Source organism: Rhodococcus oxybenzonivorans (genome assembly GCF_003130705.1).
In the GTDB taxonomy this organism is placed as follows: Bacteria; Actinomycetota; Actinomycetes; order Mycobacteriales; family Mycobacteriaceae; genus Rhodococcus_F; species Rhodococcus_F oxybenzonivorans.
Map to the genome: position 1 here is coordinate 1,882,904 of NZ_CP021354.1, position 16,109 is coordinate 1,899,012.

A 16,109-nucleotide genomic window follows, 5' to 3' on the forward strand; every position below is an offset into this window, starting at 1 on the left:
AGAGGTGACCATGGCTGTGTCCTCACCGCTAGGTGCGGGCGGACGGTGTGCTGGCAAGTCGATTGCGGGCCCGATTGCCTGCCGGTGTGACGGGCACGCGGGCGGTGAACCGCGCCAGCCCGAGCGCCGGAGCGCCGACATAGATCGACTCCGCGCGATCGATCGAATAGGTTTCGTGCCACACCCCCACTGCTCCCGGCGCCCGGCGGGCCCGTCGATTGAAGGCCGCCCAGGCGGGCCGGTGTCGGGCGGCGGGGTTGCTCGCGTAGGCGTACAGCTTGTCAGCCGAACTCCAGTACTGGATCAAGGTGGGTCCGCGCCCCTCGATCACCAGCCGGTAACCCAGCAAACCCGAGTCGGGGTCCTGCGACAGTTCACGCAACATCCTCGGCATGGCGAGGAAGGCGGGCAGCCACAAATCCGGGCGCCACGGTCGGTTGATGGTCATCCCGATCAGGAAGAGCACCAGCTCACCGTCGTAATGGTGGGTGGAACGGCCTGATTCGATCGTCGACATCGGATGCCTCCCGAGGTTGGATATCTGCACTATCCAATAATGGATAGTGCAGATATCCAATGTCAAGGGGTGGGGGCATGCGAGTTGCCGGGATGCGCAGTGCGCAGCCCGGTCGTGGATCGGGTTGGGGACTACGGGGACGGAGCGGGAGGCGTAACCGGGACGACGGAGGCGAGCGCGCGCTCGTGGGCGTCGGTGGACCAATTCGGGTCGGTCGTGATGTCGAGGTCACCGACGATTCGGCCGAAGATGTCGATGCCGGTGCGGTACAGGACCATGGCGTTGCGCTGCGAGTCCGTGAAATTCGTGTCAGTGAGGTTGGCGTCGCTCAGATTTGCGTAGGACAGGTTCGCTGCGGTGAAGTTTGTGCCGGCGAGATTGGCGAACGTCAGGTTTGCGCCCGACAGGTCGGCGAAACTCAGATTCATGCCCGCGAGATTCGCCCTGCTCAGATCGGCGCCGGGGCAGGTCGTGTGATGCTCGGGTGTCGGGTCGGCCACGATCGTGCAGCCGTTGATCTGGGTGTCTGCGGAGGCAGCGCCCACACCGCAGGTGAGCGCGACACCAGCGGCCACCGCCACCGCCACAGTTCCGAAATACGTCCTGCTCATGCCGGACCGCCCCCTCACCGATGAACCTCAACCGTCACCGCCGAACATAGTGCGGAGCGCACTGCCCCGCACGAGGAATCGCGACACCGGTTCGTCGTGCGAGGTGTTGTGAGGCTGCGAGGCGTTGTGAGACACAGACGCACCCCTTCTCGGTAGACGCACCCGTTCCAGGGCCCGAAAAGGGGTGCGTGGGCGCAGAAGGGGTGCGTGTATGGGTGCGGTGCCGGGGAAAGCGACTACTCGCAGGCGATTCCGTCGTTGTCCCGGTCGAGGTGCGGCGCGTAGCCGTCCTGGCCGCGGTAGATCGGCGTCACGCCGGCGTTGCGGGCCTCGGTGCAGTTCTTGTACCCAGTCCTCGGCGCGGGCGCAGGCGGTGCGGGAGCCAGCTGGGGCGCGGGGGCGGCCTGCGGGGCCGGCGCCACCTGTGGTGCGGGTGCCGGTGCTACCGGGGCGGCGGGTGCGGGCGGCAGAAGCGGGTTCACGGCGTCGGCCGAACCGCTCGGGATCAGTGCGGCGATCTCCGGCGGCAGGAAGTCGAAAACCGTGGACGCCTGCGCGGTCGGCGTAGCTGCCAGGGCAATGGCCGCAGATCCGAAGATGGTGAGAGCTGCACGTCGTGCATTCATGGCGTTTCCTCGTTCATAGGGGTGGGCTGCGACAGGACGCGGGGCCGAATAGGCGAACCGCACTGTCGGATGTTAGCCACGGCATAGCGGAGCGTGAAACCCGGTGTAGGTCAGGGAGGTTCGTTGTCGGTCGAGTGAATGACATCCGTGCCGAGTGACTCGCGCACTTCTTTTCGTCAGACGCACCCGTTCCAGGGCCCGAAAAGGGGTGCGTGGGCGCAGAAGGGGTGCGTGTATGGGTGCGGTGCCGGGGATCGACTGTGCGGACGCGGGCTTCTACGCGCCGGGGAGCATCCGTGCGTCGATCGCCTCGACGATGGTGTGCCAGATCCGGCTTGTCGGATCGATGACGGCGAAGTGATCGCCCGGCCCCTCGATCATGGCGACGTCATCGGTGGTCGCCGCGGCGGCCGCGGAGTACTCCCTGCTCATTTCCAGTATGTCCGGTTCGTCCTGGAGGGCGCAGGCGACCACCTGCGGGATGCCGAGGGGGAGTCGGTCGATCGGCGACGACGCCTCGTACGTCTCGCGGTCCTCGGACCAGTGATTGCCGACGGCCATCGCCACGGCGCCTTCGCTGAGGTGGCGATCGTCGGCAAGTCGCAGGTTGAGCACACCGGCGAGGCTGACGGCGAGCGCGAGGGGAACTGCTGGCGCATCGGCGGCGGCACGAAGCGCGAGCTGAGCACCGGCCGAGTGGCCGAGTACGACGAGGCGGCCCGGGCCCACACCCGGAAGAGTCGATACGGCCGCAACGGCGGCGGCGACATCGGACGACATGTCCGCCCAGCGATGTTCGGCGTTCCGTCGATACTCGACGTTCCACGTGACATACCCGCGGGCGGTCAGATCGACCGCGAGGGCATCCATCAGGTCGAACTCCCACCGTGTGCGCCAGAACCCGCCGTGGATGAGTGCGACGGCGGGGAAGGGGCCGTTTCCGTCCGGGATTCGGAGTTCGGCGCGTTGATCCGGGTGGCTTCCGTACCGGACCATCGTCCCGGGATGGAAGTGGTGGTGGTACCAGCTGTCGACGGCGTACCGCAGGCCGTCGAGTCCCCTGCCGCGAATGTGGGCGCGGACGCCCGCCGAGCGATCGGCGTCGCAGTCACCGAAGTCGACGCGGATCACGCCGCCTTTCGCGGGTGTGAAGGATTTCCCGATACCGGGCACGACGATGAACTCGTCTCGCCCCGCCGCCGAAAGCGTGGCCCGCTCCAGCTCGGCGCTGTCCGTGGTGAACGTCAATTCGCCGGTCAGCCCGCGGGCGCTCAGTGCCCGGTGTAGGAGCTCTTCCACGGTTCCGCGGTGTGCCACGACCCCGGGGGCGAACACGACATCGACTCGGCGGCTGGGTGCATTCACGGATCCACCGTACTTTCCGATAATGACAGCTGCCTAGCGGCCGCCACGAATATGTAATATGAAGGGCGAGGGCCCGGTACTCGAACACCAGCAGTGAGGACAGTCATGGGCGTGCAGGCCAACACCAGAGCCATCGAGAAAGACATCATCACCGACTTCAGTGAGCGCATGAGCTATGGCTCGTATCTGGACCTCGACACCCTGTTGAGCGCGCAGAAGCCGGTGAGCCGCCCGGAGCACCACGACGAACTGCTGTTCATCATCCAGCACCAGACCACCGAACTCTGGCTGAAGCTCGTCCTCCACGAAACCCTCGCGGCGCGCGCCTCTTTCGACGACGACGACATCGGTAAGGCGCTCAAGTGTGTGGCGCGCGTGAAGCACATCCAGAAGACGCTGACCGAACAGTGGTCGGTCCTCGCCACGCTGACGCCCACGGAGTACTCCGAGTTCCGCCAGTTCCTCGGCAATTCGTCCGGGTTCCAGTCGTACCAGTACCGCGCCGTCGAGTTCGTGCTCGGCAACAAGAACGCGGGAATGCTGAAGGTGTTCGAAGCGGATCCTGCCGCCCACGATCTGCTGGGGCGGCTCCTCGCCGAGCCCAGTCTCTACGACGCGTTCTGGCAGTGCCTGTCGCGGCTGGGGTACGACGTGCCGGCATCCGCGCTGAACCGTGATGTGACCGCCGCCTACACACTCAACGAGGATTTGATGCCCCTGATCAAGTTCGTCTACGAGAACCACGACGACCACTGGGCCGTCTATGAGGCGTTCGAGGAGTTCGTCGATCTCGAAGAGAACTTCCAACTGTGGCGCTTTCGGCACATGCGCACGGTGCTGCGCACCATCGGCATGAAATCCGGGACCGGAGGATCGAGCGGGGTGGGATTTCTGCAGAAGGCACTGGAGTTGACATTCTTCCCGGAACTGCTGGCCGTGCGCACCGAGATCGGACGATGATGACCACGTCTACCGGTGTGCTGACCGTCCGCGCCGAGCACCTCGACGCTGCGGACCCGCTGCGTTCCTACCGTGACCTGTTCATCGGCGCCGATGATCCTGCGGTGGTGGCGTACCTCGACGGCAACTCGCTCGGACGGCCCACTCGGGCGAGTGCCGAGCGGATCAACTCCTTCGTCACCGGGGCGTGGGGTGGCCGGCTGATTCGCGGCTGGGACGAGGAGTGGTTCGAACTCCCTATCACCATCGGCGACACCCTCGCGCGGGTTGCGCTCGGAGCGGCCCGTGGGCAGACGACCATCGGTGATTCGACGACCGTCCTGTTGTACAAGCTTGCCCGCGGCGCCCTCGCGTTGCGGCCGGGGCGCACCGAGATCGTCGTGGACCGCGACAACTTCCCGACGGACCGGTACGTGCTGGAGTCCATTGCCGGAGAACTCGGCCTCACGTTGCGGTGGATCGAGTCGGATCGGCGCGGTGGCGTCAGCCTCGACGACCTGAAATCCGTCGTATCGGAACGCACGGCGCTCGTCGTTCTCAGTCATGTCGCATACCGCTCGGGTTACCTGGTGGACGCCGCCGGGGCCGCACGCGTGACTCGTGAGGCGGGCGCACTACTGCTGCTCGACCTGTGTCACTCGGTGGGGTCGGTCCCACTCGAGCTCGACAGCTGGGGTGTGGATCTGGCGGTCGGGTGCACCTACAAGTACCTCAACGGCGGGCCCGGGTCACCCGCGTTCGCGTACGTCCGAGCCGAGCACCAGGGGAAATTCGTGCAGCCGATCTGGGGTTGGATGGGTCGCAACAACCCGTTCGCGATGGCCCAGGGCTACGAACCGGCTCCCGGCATCCGTCGGGTGATCAGCGGAACGCCGTCGGTCCTCGGCATGCTCGCGATGCAGGACACTCTCGCACTGATCGACGAGGTCGGTATGGCGGCCATCCGGGCCAAGTCGGTGGCACTGACGGAGTACGCGCTCGAGCTCGTGCGAACGTTGCTGTTTCCGCTGGGCGTGGAGATCGGATCACCGCAGGATTCTGCTGAGCGGGGTGGTCACGTGATCATCGATCACCCGCGATTCGAGGCCGTCATCGAGACGCTGTGGCGTAAGGGGGTCTTCCCCGACTTTCGTGCCCCCCACGGGTTGCGTCTGGGCCTCAGCCCTCTGAGCACGAGCTTCTCCGAGGTGTGCGCCGGAGTACTGGCGATCCGTGATGAACTCACCGCCTGAACCGGCAAGCGCGATCCTCGACGACTTCGATTCGCGACCCGGCAGCGCAACGTCGCTGATCCGAACCGTCCTCGGCGCGTACGTGCGCGACCTCGGCGGGTGGGTGGCGATCGCCGACTTCGTCGGATTGATGCAGGCCGTGGGCCTCCCGTCCGAATCGACGCGCATCGCAGTGACTCGCTTGAAGAAGAAGGGGGTGCTGCGGGCCCGCGTCTGCGACGGGCGGAACGGGTACGAGGTGACCGAGCAGGCGGAGGCGATGTTCAGCCGCGGCGATCCGCGGATCTTCGGCTTCCGTCAGATGGCGGAAGGCGACCCCTGGCGTCTGATCTCGTTCACCATTCCCGAAACGCAACGGGCAGCGCGACACCAGTTGCGCAGGCGGCTCGGGTGGATCGGGTGCGGAACGGTGTCACCGGGTCTGTGGATTGCCCCCGAATATCTCGCGGAGGAGGTGGGGGACATCGTCGACGCGCTGGGCCTGTCCGCGTATGTGACCACCTTTGTTTCGACGTCGATGTTTGTGCCCGACTCGAAAGCGGATGCGGCAGCGAGGTGGTGGGATCTCGACGGCATTGCTGCTCGCCACCGGGACTTCCTGACCCATCACCGCGCCGCTCTGTCGACGACAGAGCAGGTTTCACCGCGCGAGGCCTTCGTTCGGTTCGTTCCGCTGCTCGACGAATGGCGGATCATCCCGTACATCGACCCGGGACTGCCTGCCGAAATGTTGCCTGACGACTGGCCCGGCTCCGACAGTGTTCGCCTGTTCGCGTCGGCGCGGGACCGCTACCTCACCGGAAGCCGAGAGTGGGTGCGCAGCATCCAGTCCCGACTCCCGGCGTGAGGGGGCTATGCCAGAAATTCCTCACCGATGATCTTGGCCCATTCCTCGGCCTGGTCCTTGGGGCGGATGCTGCTCGAGCCGTCGTGCCGGCCGTGTTCGCCCACCTGGACGGCGCCGAGGGAGACGAGCTTTTCGGCGAGTATTTCGCCGCCCCGGTTGTAGGTGTCTTCGTAGACCTTGTCGCCGAGGCCGAAGAGCGCGAAGCGCAATCCGTTCAGGTCCGGTTCGTCCTCGTCGAGTCCCTCGAAGAAAGGTTCAGCGCCGGTGGGCAATTCACCCTCACCGTAGGTGGAGCACACGATGACGTGGAAGTTCTCCGGGTCGAGATCACCGGCGTCGTACTCCATCATGTCGTACAGGGACGTGTCGTCGTAGGCGCCGAGCACGTCGGCGAGATGATCGGCAACCAGTTCGGCGGTACCGCCCTCGCTACCGTACAGAATCACCACTGCCATGGTTCTTGCTTCTCCTCGTAAGTCGGTGCGGCCGTGCTCAGTACACGTCGCGTAGGTAGCGCTTGTCTTTCTTGAGCTTGTTGACGTACTCCGACGCGTCCTCGGTCGAGAGACCGCCGTGGGTGGCGATCACATGGTGCAGCGCGCGGTCGACGTCCTTCGCCATGCGGGTGGCGTCGCCACACACGTAGAAGTGGCCGCCGTCCTCGAGCCAGGCAAAGAGCTCCTTGCCGTTTTCGAGCATCCGGTTCTGGACATACACTTTCTCGGCCTGGTCGCGGGAGAAGGCCAGGTCCAGGCGGGTGAGCAGACCGCTGTCGCTCATGGCGCCGATCTCGTCCTCGTAGATGTAGTCGGACGCGCGGTGCTGGTCGCCGAAGAACAGCCAGTTGCGCCCTACCGCGCCCCGCGCCCGGCGTTCCTGCAGAAACGCGCGGAACGGTGCGATCCCGGTTCCGGGGCCCACCATGATCATCGGCGCGTGATCGTCGGCGGGCACGCGGAACGACTTGTTCTTCGACACGAAGATTCCACCGGTACCGCCCTCGGCGACGCGGTCGGCCAGGTAGGTCGAGCACACACCGCCGCGGTCGCGCCCCGCGGAGGTGTGCCGGACGCTGGCCACGGTGAGGTGCACGCTGCCCGGGTCGGCGAGGGGACTCGACGAGATGGAGTACGCGCGGTGCTGCAACGGCTTGAGCACGCCCACGAACTCGTCGGCGGTCATCGACAACGCAGGAGCGAGGAGGAGCAGATCGAGGACGTCCTTACCCCACAGCCACGCGTCGAGCGCCTCCTTGTCGCCGTGCCGGAGAACGTGAGTCAGTTCGTCGTTTCCGGCCCGCTTCTCGATCTCGTCGAGGAACTCGTGGGACGGCGTGGAGATTTCGTAGCTGTGCATCAGCAGATCGCTGAACGGGCGTTCCTTGCCGGTGACGGCGGCGTCGGCGGGAATGCCGAGCCGCGACACCAGAGCGTCCACGAGCTGCGGATCGTTGACCGGCATCACACCCAGGGCGTCGCCGGCCTCGTACTCGAGACCGCTGTCGGCGAGCGCGAACTCGTAGTGCCGGATCTCCTTCGCGGACCCGTCACCCGACAGTCTCCGATTGACGGCCAGCGTGGACACATAGGGGTTCTTGCGATTCCACTGCGAACGCTTACGCGCGGGCTTCGCGTCCGGCGCCGCGACATCGGCGACCGGCGACTCCCCGCGAATGCCCTCGACTGCCGCCAACAACGGCAACGTTTCTGCCACCCATGCGGCAGCGGCGTCCTCGTAGTCGACGTCGCAGTCGACGCGCGGAGTGACGCGGCGGGCGCCGAGCTGCTCGAGCCGGGTGTCGATCATCTTGCCGGCCTGGCAGTACCCGTCGTAGCCGGTGTCGCCGAGTGCGAGCACCGCGAAGTCCGTGGCCTCGAGACGGGGCGCGGTCTCGGCCGACAGTGCCTGCCAGAACAGTTCCGCGTTGTCGGGCATCTCGCCCTCACCGTAGGTGGAGGTGACGACGAGAACACGCTGCATCGACGCCAGGGCGTCGACCTCGACGTCGTCGAGTGCACTGACCACCGGGGCGAAGCCGTGCGAACGTGCCGCGGCGGCAGCATCTTCCGCGACGCCCTCGGCATTGCCGGTCTGGCTGCCGTACAGCACGTGGACAGCGGGGAGTTGCCCACCGGAGGCGGCGGGTGCGGCGGAGCTGCTGCCGACCGCGAGACGCGAGCTCATTCCGGCCAGGAAGCCGGTGAGCCACACGCGCTGATCGTCGCTGAACGGCGCGTCCTGGGGGATGTACGGCATTTTCATGAGGGAACAGCGTCCTTCGTGGGGATCAGGTCGGGCAGAGCGTGCTGAGCGAACAGTTCCTCGAAGCCGGGCAGCCGGCCGATCTTGTCGACGTTCTTCGCATCCTGGTGCAGGATCCAGCCGTACGTGCCGGGCGCGTCGATGGACCGGACGTTGCGTTTGCGCAGGGCGTCCTTGTAGTCGGCGAGGCGCTTGGCCGCCACCATCACCGCCAGGTCCTCGTCGCTGTAATCCTTCAGGGCTTCGCGGGCGTACCGCTGCAGTCGCTGCATCAGGAAGAAGTCCTCGGTGAGCAGCAGATTGCGCACGGCCTTGTCGACTGCCGGATCGGACGGGTCGGTGGCGCCCGGCAGCTTCGACAGCGCCATTTCCTGCGCGGCATTGAGCACCGTGTAGTTGTTGAGCAGCGCGAACATGGCCTCGGTGTCGGCCTCGCCGTAGCCGGGAACGGCGCCGCCCAGAACTGCGCGTCCGTCGCGGTAGTCCAGCTTGAACTTGCGCACTTGGTGGGCCACCAGCGCGGCCGCGAGTTCGTCGGCCAAGTCCTTGCGCGACTTGGCTTTCAGAATCTCGTCGCTGTCCTGGTACTGCAGCAGCGCACGCGGCATGCCGTACACGAAGTGGTGCTGTTCGGTCTCCCAGTTCTCGAGAAGCCACGCTGCCTTCGCGGACCCGGTGGCCTCGAGGTGCCAGCCGAGCAGCAGGTGCACAGCCTGGTGGTGCAGTGCCGCGTGCTCGTCGTCACCGGTGATCGAACCGAGCAGGATGGAATCGGCACTGGCCTTGCCGGCGAGCTTGCCCTCGGGGTCGTACTGGTAGACGAACCCACCGCTCATGCCGTTGCCGACACCCTTGCCGAACCCGCCGAGGTTGAGCACCGCGCCGTTGGTCATGTACTCGCACGCGAAGTCGCCGACGCCCTCCACCACTGCGGTGGCGCCCGAGTTGCGGACGGCGAAGCGGTCACCGGCCTGACCCTCGACGAACAGGCGTCCGCCGGTGGCCCCGAACAACGCGAAGTTGCCGATCAGGACGTTGCCGCCGGCTGCGGTCGACCCGCCGCCGGGGGAGCGGACGACGATGCTGCCGCCACACGCCCCCTTGCCGACACCGTCGTTGGCGGTGCCGGTGTGGACCAGAGACATGCCGTCGTTGCAGAACGCACCGTACGACAGACCGGCGGACCCGGAGGTGGCGATCCGGACACTGCCCTCGCGCAGGTAGCCGCGACCGCGCTCGTCACGCAGTACCGCCGGCAGATCCTGTTCGGTCAGTTCGTGATTGAGCATGCGCTCGATGTCGACGGCCAACTGTGCGCCGACGCTCTTGTTACGGTTGCTCAGGCGCACACCGTCACCGAGTTCGACGGTGCGCTCGCTCTGCTCGACCAGGGCCGCCCGCAACTGGACGAGCCAGCCGTCGTCGAGCGTGTAGTCCTTCTCGAGGTACACCGGATCGCCGATCGTGACCTCGTCGACTACAGCGAGCATCGCCCGCAGGTCGAGCTGGCCGACGCTCGACGGGTGATCGAGCAGGTGCAGCAGGTCGGACCGGCCGCGAGCCTCTCGCAGCGAGGTCATGCCCAGTTCGGCGAGCACCTCCCGCGTCTCGTGGGCGATGTTGAGCAGGTACTGCGCCATCGCCCGCGGGTCACCGTCGAACAGTTCCGGGTTGGTGGTGAGGCCGGCGGGGCATTTGACGTTGCAGTTCTTGGCCATGACGCACTTGAGCATCATCAGCGCGGTGGTCCCGAACTCGAAGCTGTCGGCCCCGAGAAGCGCAGACTTCACCACGTCGCTCGCCGTCTGGTGTGCGCCGGAACACCGGAGCATTACCTTCTGCCGTAAGCCGTTGGCGCACAGCGCCTGGTGAACCTCGGCCACGCCGATCTCGGCGGAACGCCCCGCGTACTTGAGGCTGGTGACCGCAGCAGCGCCGGTGCCGCCGGTGTTGCCGGCGACGTTGATGACATCTGCGCCCGCCTTCGCGACACCGACCGCAATGGTGCCGATGCCCTCCGACGACACCAGCTTGACGATCACCCGGACGCGTGCGGCCTTGCAGTCGTGGATCAGCTGAGCCAGATCCTCGATCGAGTAGGTGTCGTGGTGCGGGGGCGGGGAGACCAGCTCGACGCCGGGGGTGCCGCCGCGCGCGGCCGCGATCTCGACGGTCACCTTGGGGGCGGGAAGCTGCCCGCCCTCACCGGGCTTGGCGCCCTGCGCGATCTTGATCTCCAGCTCTTCGAGCATGGGATCGGCCAGGTAGCCGGCCCACACACCGAACCGGCCCGAAGCGAACTGCTTGATCCGCGAACCGCGGATGGTGCCGTAGCGGGAGATGTGCTCGCCGCCCTCACCGCTGTTCGACATTCCGCCGACCATGTTGGTGCCGTGCGCGACAGCCTCGTGCGCATTGGAGTTCAAAGCGCCGTGGCTCATGGCCCCGGAGGTGAGGAACGGCGTGATCTCACTGGCCCGCTGGACCGTGGCGAGCGGGATGCTGGGCGGTGCGTGGCGCAGCAGGGCCAGGCATCGCAGTGCCTCACCGGACGCCCGTACCAGCAGGGCGTCACCATCGATCCGGTGCTCGCACAGTTGGTCGCCGAACCGCAGGACCAGTGACTCGCCGAGTGCGGCAAGCACAGTGGGGTCACCGGCGTGCGGGCCGGTGAGCCGCAGGCGGAACTCGTCGTCCCCGACCTGCTCGGAGGCGAGCCCACGGACCGCGAAGCTGTTGTTGCCCTTACGGGAGAACCGGCCCATCTGGCGGCGGAACTCCTGCGCGGTGGTGAGGAATGTGACGTCGGCGGGCAGGTCGAGGACGTCCCGCAGCGCGGCGGGGCGACGGGTGCGCTCCTCGGCCATGGTCCGGACGAATGCCCGGTAGCCGGGGGTGATTTCGAACCCGTCGATCGCCTCGGGGGTGAGCTTCTGGAAGCCGGCGTTGCGGTAGGCGTCGTCGTCGAGACCGAACGCGTCCTCGAGCCGGTTCAGGGGAAGCAGGCGCAGGGACTCGGTGTGGTCCTGGGTGCCGGCGGTGTCGAAGGCGATCGGCTCCTCGGTGAGGTCGACGAAACCGCGCACGGCAGCCGTGCCGTACGAGTGCCCGGCACCTTCGGCGCGTTCCTTGAAGAGGCCGAGCAGGGGGACGTCCCTCTCCCCGGTGACGGTCGACGCTTTTGCGTGCCAGTCGGCGACGGCCTGGGCGATCACGGCGAATCCCACGCCGCCCACGGGCGTCTTGACGTTCGCGAAGAAGCGGCGCAGAACCGGGTCGTCGGTGTCGAGGTAGTTGGGTTCGAAGAACTCGCCGCCGATATAGCTTTCGGCGGTGCACAGACCCACCCGGCCCATCGTCTTCATCAACGACTTCTCGGCCGCCTTGGCGAAGCGCGTGAACGCCTCGTCCGCGCTGTCCGCGAACTTCTCCTCGGCCCGCAACCGGACGGCGAGGGGATAGATCGCGGCGGCGCCGAACCCCAGGGCAGCGGCGACATGGTGCGAGGACGAAATCTGCCCGCTCTCGGCCACCACCGACACCCGCAGGCGCAGGCCCGCCTCGATCAGCCGCTGATTGACGGCCGAAATCGCGATGATCATCGGCAGGGCCGCGCGGTCCGTGGCGACGTGCCGGTCCGTGAGGATGGCGATGCCGCCGCGCTCCCGGGCGAATGCCTCCACCTCGTCGCACAACCCGTCCACCGCCGCCTCGAGCGCGGCCGCGTTGGCAGCGGCGTCGCCGGGAACAGGGCTGTACAGCATCGGGAAACGCTGCACGGGTGTGTCGGTCTGCTTGCGGATCCGCAGCATGTCCAGATGAGTGAGGATCGGCGACGGCACCACGATCTGCGGGGCAGACTCCGCACCACTGTGCAGCTTGGCGCCCAGCGCGACTCGCAGAGTCATGCCGTCCGACTCCCGGATGCTGTCCAGTGACGGGTTGGTGACCTGCGCGAAACGCTGCGAAAAGTACTTGGCCACACCGCCTTCCTGATCGGACAGTGCGTTGATGGCGTTGCCGTAGCCCATCGCGGAGATTTTCTCCTGACCCGAAGCCAGCATCGGGTCCATCATGAACTTGAAGCTTTCCTGGTTGTGCGAGTACGCGACGTACCGCTGATGGCGTTCCAGGTCGCCGTTGTAACGCAGTGGGCCGGGCTCGGCCTCCACCTCGGGCAGGGCGTCGATCGTGCGGCGCGCCTCGGCGACGAGGGCGCGGTAATCGTGCCGTGCTGCCAGCAGCTCGAGCGCCTCGTCGGAGGAGTATGCGCGGCCCTCGCGGTGGTCGAAGTACAGCATGCCGCCCGCCTCGATGCGGCCGCGGTGACGCACCGTCTCGGGGTCGAAGTCGATCTGGCCGGCCTCCGAAGTGACGCACAGGTAGTCGTCGGTCTCCACGCTGCGCAGCGGACGCAACCCCAACCGGTCGAGACGCGCTCCGACCACGGTGCCGTTCCCGAAGATGACCGCGGCCGGGCCGTCGTTCTTCTCCTCGTAGAGAGAGAAGTACTCGAGCATCGCCCGCACCTCGGGGGAGAGGTTCGTGTCGTTCTCCCATGCGGGGGGCATCATCGACACCACTGCGGTGACGAGGTCGAGACCGTCCTCGACGACCCGGCTCTGCAGCGTCTGATCTAGACGGCAGCTGTCCGACTGGCCGTGGGGACGCACGATCTCCCGGTTCCGGGCACGGGCCACGGCCGTCTCGGAGAGGCGGTTCTTCTTGTCGGTGTTGAGTTCGCCGTTGTGCGCCATGAGCCGGAACGGCTGCGCCATCGTCGGGTGCGGGTCGGTGTTCGTGGAGAACCGGGTGTGGAAGAAGAGGGTGTGAACGGCGTGCGCCGGATCGACCAGGTCGCAGAAGTACGGGATCACCTCGTGCGAATTGAGGCGACCCTTGAGCACCTGGGTGCGGGCGCTGAGCGAGAGCGGGTACATCCCGGCGAGGTCGGGCTGGGTGTAGGCGACGGCCTCGATGGCGAGCAGGGCGTCGTGGATGCGGCGGTCGAACTCGACCCCGTCCGTGCACGCCTCGGGAGCGGTGAACACCCACTGCCGAATGGGCAGCTGGTACTTGATCGCGGCCGGACGCAGGACGGTGGCGTCGACGGGGACGTCACGTTCGAGCAGCACCTCCAAGCCCTGCGCGGCGAGTGCCTGCTCGATGACGGCTTCCGCGTCGGTGTGGAACGCGACGTCGGTGGGGAGGAAGAAGTTGCCGACACCGAAGCGGCCGGCTTCCAGCTCTCCCCGCCCGGTGAGGGCGCGGAAGAAGGGCACCGAGAGGTCGATACAGATTCCGGCCCCGTCGCCGACGCCCTCGGCCGACATGCCACCACGGTGAGGAACAGCACACAGGGCCTCGTTGCCCAGGGTGAGAATTTCCGGGGTCTGCACGCCATCCTTGCGGGTGATGAAGCCCACGCCGCAGCTACTCTTGTCGAGCGTCCTGTCGTACAGGCCGAACTCACTGGCACTCGTCTTCAACCGACTGTCTCCTCGCGATACTCGCCGAAATGGGGTCCGTGCAGCACACGGGTGGCGTCGGCGAGAGGATCACGGCGGAGAACCGGCCCCGAACCGATACGCCGGTGAGGCAGACGTCGTTGTCTGTGGTGCGGACCCTGACGAGTCCACGCGAAACCGCAGATTAGCGGAGGCTAAGTCCCTACTGCAAGCGGCTCGTTTCCCAGCCGCGGAGCACTGGCAAATCCGCTTCAGGCGTGCGGGCAGAACGCCTAGTTGCGAATGTCACACCTGGCCAGGACGCTGGGCCGACTCGTGAATACACGGACGCTTGTGCGGGTGCGGATGACTATTCCGTGGGCGGATGTGATCGCATCTCAGTCGGTGAGATCGATCCGCACGGTCAGGAGGTCGGTGCCGACCGCCCGGACCGCCGCGCTGTTGAGCCGCGGGAGCTGCGCCAGCCGGGCGACGGCGTCGTCGTCGGGTAGCAGCGTCGCGGTGCCGGTGTGCCAGGTGCCGTGCAGTCGCAGCCGCACGGCGTTGTTCGCGCGGATGTTGCGGATGTAATGAGAACGCTCACCGAACTCGGACACCAGCCAGAATTCGGTGCCCTGTTGTCGGCCACCGATGGGCGTGACGCGGGGCTGTCCGCTGACGCGGCCGGTGGTCTCGAGGAGCGTCTGGCTCGACAGTCGCGTGGAGAGCGGGTTGGCGACGTGCCGCTGGAATTGCATGACGATCCGTCGTTTGATCGCGTCGAGGTCGGCCATGACGAGAGCCTTCCACGTGGGGAAGGCTCTCGTCGAGCGTTTGGCTACGACGCTGCGACCGCGTCGTCGTCCTGGAACGGGTCGCCGGTCCGTTCGGCGTTGTACCGGGCCTCGTCGAGGATGCCCTCGCGCTTGGCGACGATCGTCGGGACGAGTGCTTGACCGGTGACGTTCACCGCGGTGCGGCCCATGTCGACGATCGGTTCGACGGCGAGCAGGAGGCCCACTCCGGCGAGGGGCAGTCCCAGCGTCGACAGGGTCAGCGTCAGCATGACCGTGGCACCGGTGGTGCCTGCGGTGGCCGCCGACCCGATTACCGACACCACCACGATCAGCAGATAGTCGGTGACGGACAGCGGCACCCCATAGAACTCGGCAACGAAGATCGCGGCGATGGCGGGGTACACGGCGGCGCAGCCGTCCATCTTGGTAGTTGCTCCCAGGGGGACCGCGAACGACGCGTACTCGCGGGGAACGCCGAGGTTGCGTTCGGTGACGCGCTCGGTGAGGGGGAGTGTGCCGATCGACGACCGGGAGACGAACCCGAGCTGGGTGGCGGGCCACACACCGGAGTAGAAGGCGCGCACCGACAGCCCGTGCGCACGGATCAGCACCGGGTAGACGACGAAGAACACCAGCGCCAGCCCGATGTAGACGGCTGCGGTGAACCAGCCGAGCGAGCCGATGGCATCCCAGCCGTAGGTGGCCACCGCATTGGCGATCAGTGCGGCGGTACCGATCGGAGCAAGGCGGATGATCCACCACAGCACCTTCTGCACGATCGCCAGCAGTGACGCATTGAACTGCAGGAACGGTTCCGCCTTGGCCCCGACCTTCAGCGCGGCGATACCGATGGCGGCGGCCACGACCAGCAGTTGCAGGACGTTGAAGCTCAGTGACGTGCTCGCGACGCCTTCGGTGACAGTCGTTTTCGCGCCCAGGCCCAGGAAGTTGCTGGGCACCAAGCCGGTGACGAACGCCCACCACGATCCGGTGGTCGCCGGCTCCTTGCCTTCGCCGGACACCGTCGTATGGGCACCCGGCTGCGTGAGAAGCCCGACGACAATTCCGATGACCACCGCGATGAATGCGGTGATCGCGAACCACAGAAGGGTCTGCACCGCCAGCCGGGCGGCGTTGGCCACTTCCCGTAAGTTGGCGATGGAACTGACGATGGCCGTGAACACCAGCGGGATGACCGCAACGGTGAGGAGTTTGACGTAGCTCATGCCGATGGTGTGGACGGTGCCGACGAGCCAGTTCTCATTGCCGTCGGCGGCCGCGGGGAGGCTTCGGGCGACGAGCCCGAGGATGACACCGACGACGAGGCCGGCGACGATCTGCGGGCCGAACGAGCCGGCCCATTTCGGTAGGTGCCGAGAGGTGTTCTCGGCGCGCGTGGACAGCGCGGAACTGGGCATGGGTGTGCCTTTCGCATGAAGCCGTCA

General features: G+C 66.7%; 12 protein-coding genes. 3 read left to right on the plus strand and 9 right to left on the minus strand.

Annotated elements, in window-relative coordinates:
- Positions 1 to 28: 28 nt before the first annotated feature.
- The 4 genes from CBI38_RS09050 to CBI38_RS09065 form a co-directional block, all read right to left on the minus strand.
- On the minus strand, positions 29 to 517 hold the full coding sequence (locus CBI38_RS09050; RefSeq protein WP_109328225.1) for a DUF4188 domain-containing protein: 489 nt from the start codon (positions 515 to 517) through the stop codon (positions 29 to 31).
- A gap of 131 nt (positions 518 to 648) precedes the next feature.
- Entirely contained in the window at positions 649 to 1,128 is a 480-nt protein-coding gene (locus CBI38_RS09055) for a pentapeptide repeat-containing protein (protein ID WP_109328227.1), read from the minus strand.
- A 236-nt stretch (positions 1,129 to 1,364) separates the two neighbouring features.
- Positions 1,365 to 1,754 (minus strand): excalibur calcium-binding domain-containing protein, encoded by a 390-nt coding sequence (locus CBI38_RS09060; protein ID WP_109328229.1) that lies wholly within the window; start codon positions 1,752 to 1,754, stop codon positions 1,365 to 1,367.
- 276 nt (positions 1,755 to 2,030) lie between these two features.
- On the minus strand, positions 2,031 to 3,119 hold the full coding sequence (locus CBI38_RS09065) for an alpha/beta hydrolase family protein (protein ID WP_109328231.1): 1,089 nt from the start codon (positions 3,117 to 3,119) through the stop codon (positions 2,031 to 2,033).
- A gap of 105 nt (positions 3,120 to 3,224) precedes the next feature.
- Here CBI38_RS09065 and CBI38_RS09070 point away from each other — a divergent pair, with 105 nt between their 5' ends.
- From CBI38_RS09070 to CBI38_RS09080, 3 genes are read left to right on the plus strand one after another with little or no spacing between them, the layout of a single operon-like run.
- A complete protein-coding gene (locus CBI38_RS09070) occupies positions 3,225 to 4,079 on the plus strand; it encodes a tryptophan 2,3-dioxygenase (protein WP_109328233.1) in 855 nt (284 codons plus the stop codon).
- Entirely contained in the window at positions 4,076 to 5,311 is a 1,236-nt protein-coding gene (locus tag CBI38_RS09075) for a kynureninase (protein ID WP_109328235.1), read from the plus strand. The genes CBI38_RS09070 and CBI38_RS09075 overlap by 4 nt, the downstream gene beginning before the upstream one ends.
- Positions 5,295 to 6,158 carry a PaaX family transcriptional regulator gene (locus CBI38_RS09080; RefSeq protein WP_109328237.1) on the plus strand — a complete coding sequence of 288 codons (864 nt, stop codon included), beginning with the start codon at positions 5,295 to 5,297 and terminating at the stop codon, positions 6,156 to 6,158. The genes CBI38_RS09075 and CBI38_RS09080 overlap by 17 nt, the downstream gene beginning before the upstream one ends.
- A 5-nt stretch (positions 6,159 to 6,163) precedes the next feature.
- Here CBI38_RS09080 and CBI38_RS09085 read toward each other — a convergent pair whose 3' ends face one another.
- The 5 genes from CBI38_RS09085 to CBI38_RS09105 all read right to left on the minus strand — a co-directional run bounded on the left by CBI38_RS09085 (position 6,164) and on the right by CBI38_RS09105 (position 16,082).
- A complete protein-coding gene (locus tag CBI38_RS09085) occupies positions 6,164 to 6,613 on the minus strand; it encodes a flavodoxin domain-containing protein (RefSeq protein WP_109328239.1) in 450 nt (149 codons plus the stop codon).
- A gap of 37 nt (positions 6,614 to 6,650) precedes the next feature.
- A complete protein-coding gene (locus tag CBI38_RS09090) occupies positions 6,651 to 8,420 on the minus strand; it encodes a sulfite reductase subunit alpha (RefSeq protein WP_109328241.1) in 1,770 nt (589 codons plus the stop codon).
- Positions 8,417 to 13,909: a glutamate synthase-related protein gene (locus CBI38_RS09095; RefSeq protein WP_109328243.1), complete on the minus strand. Its 5,493-nt coding sequence runs from the start codon at positions 13,907 to 13,909 to the stop codon at positions 8,417 to 8,419. The genes CBI38_RS09090 and CBI38_RS09095 overlap by 4 nt, the downstream gene beginning before the upstream one ends.
- Before the next feature lie 356 nt (positions 13,910 to 14,265).
- On the minus strand, positions 14,266 to 14,661 hold the full coding sequence (locus CBI38_RS09100; protein WP_109328245.1) for a nitroreductase/quinone reductase family protein: 396 nt from the start codon (positions 14,659 to 14,661) through the stop codon (positions 14,266 to 14,268).
- A gap of 44 nt (positions 14,662 to 14,705) precedes the next feature.
- Entirely contained in the window at positions 14,706 to 16,082 is a 1,377-nt protein-coding gene (locus CBI38_RS09105) for a dicarboxylate/amino acid:cation symporter (RefSeq protein ID WP_109328247.1), read from the minus strand.
- Between the last annotated feature and the right edge of the window lie 27 nt (positions 16,083 to 16,109).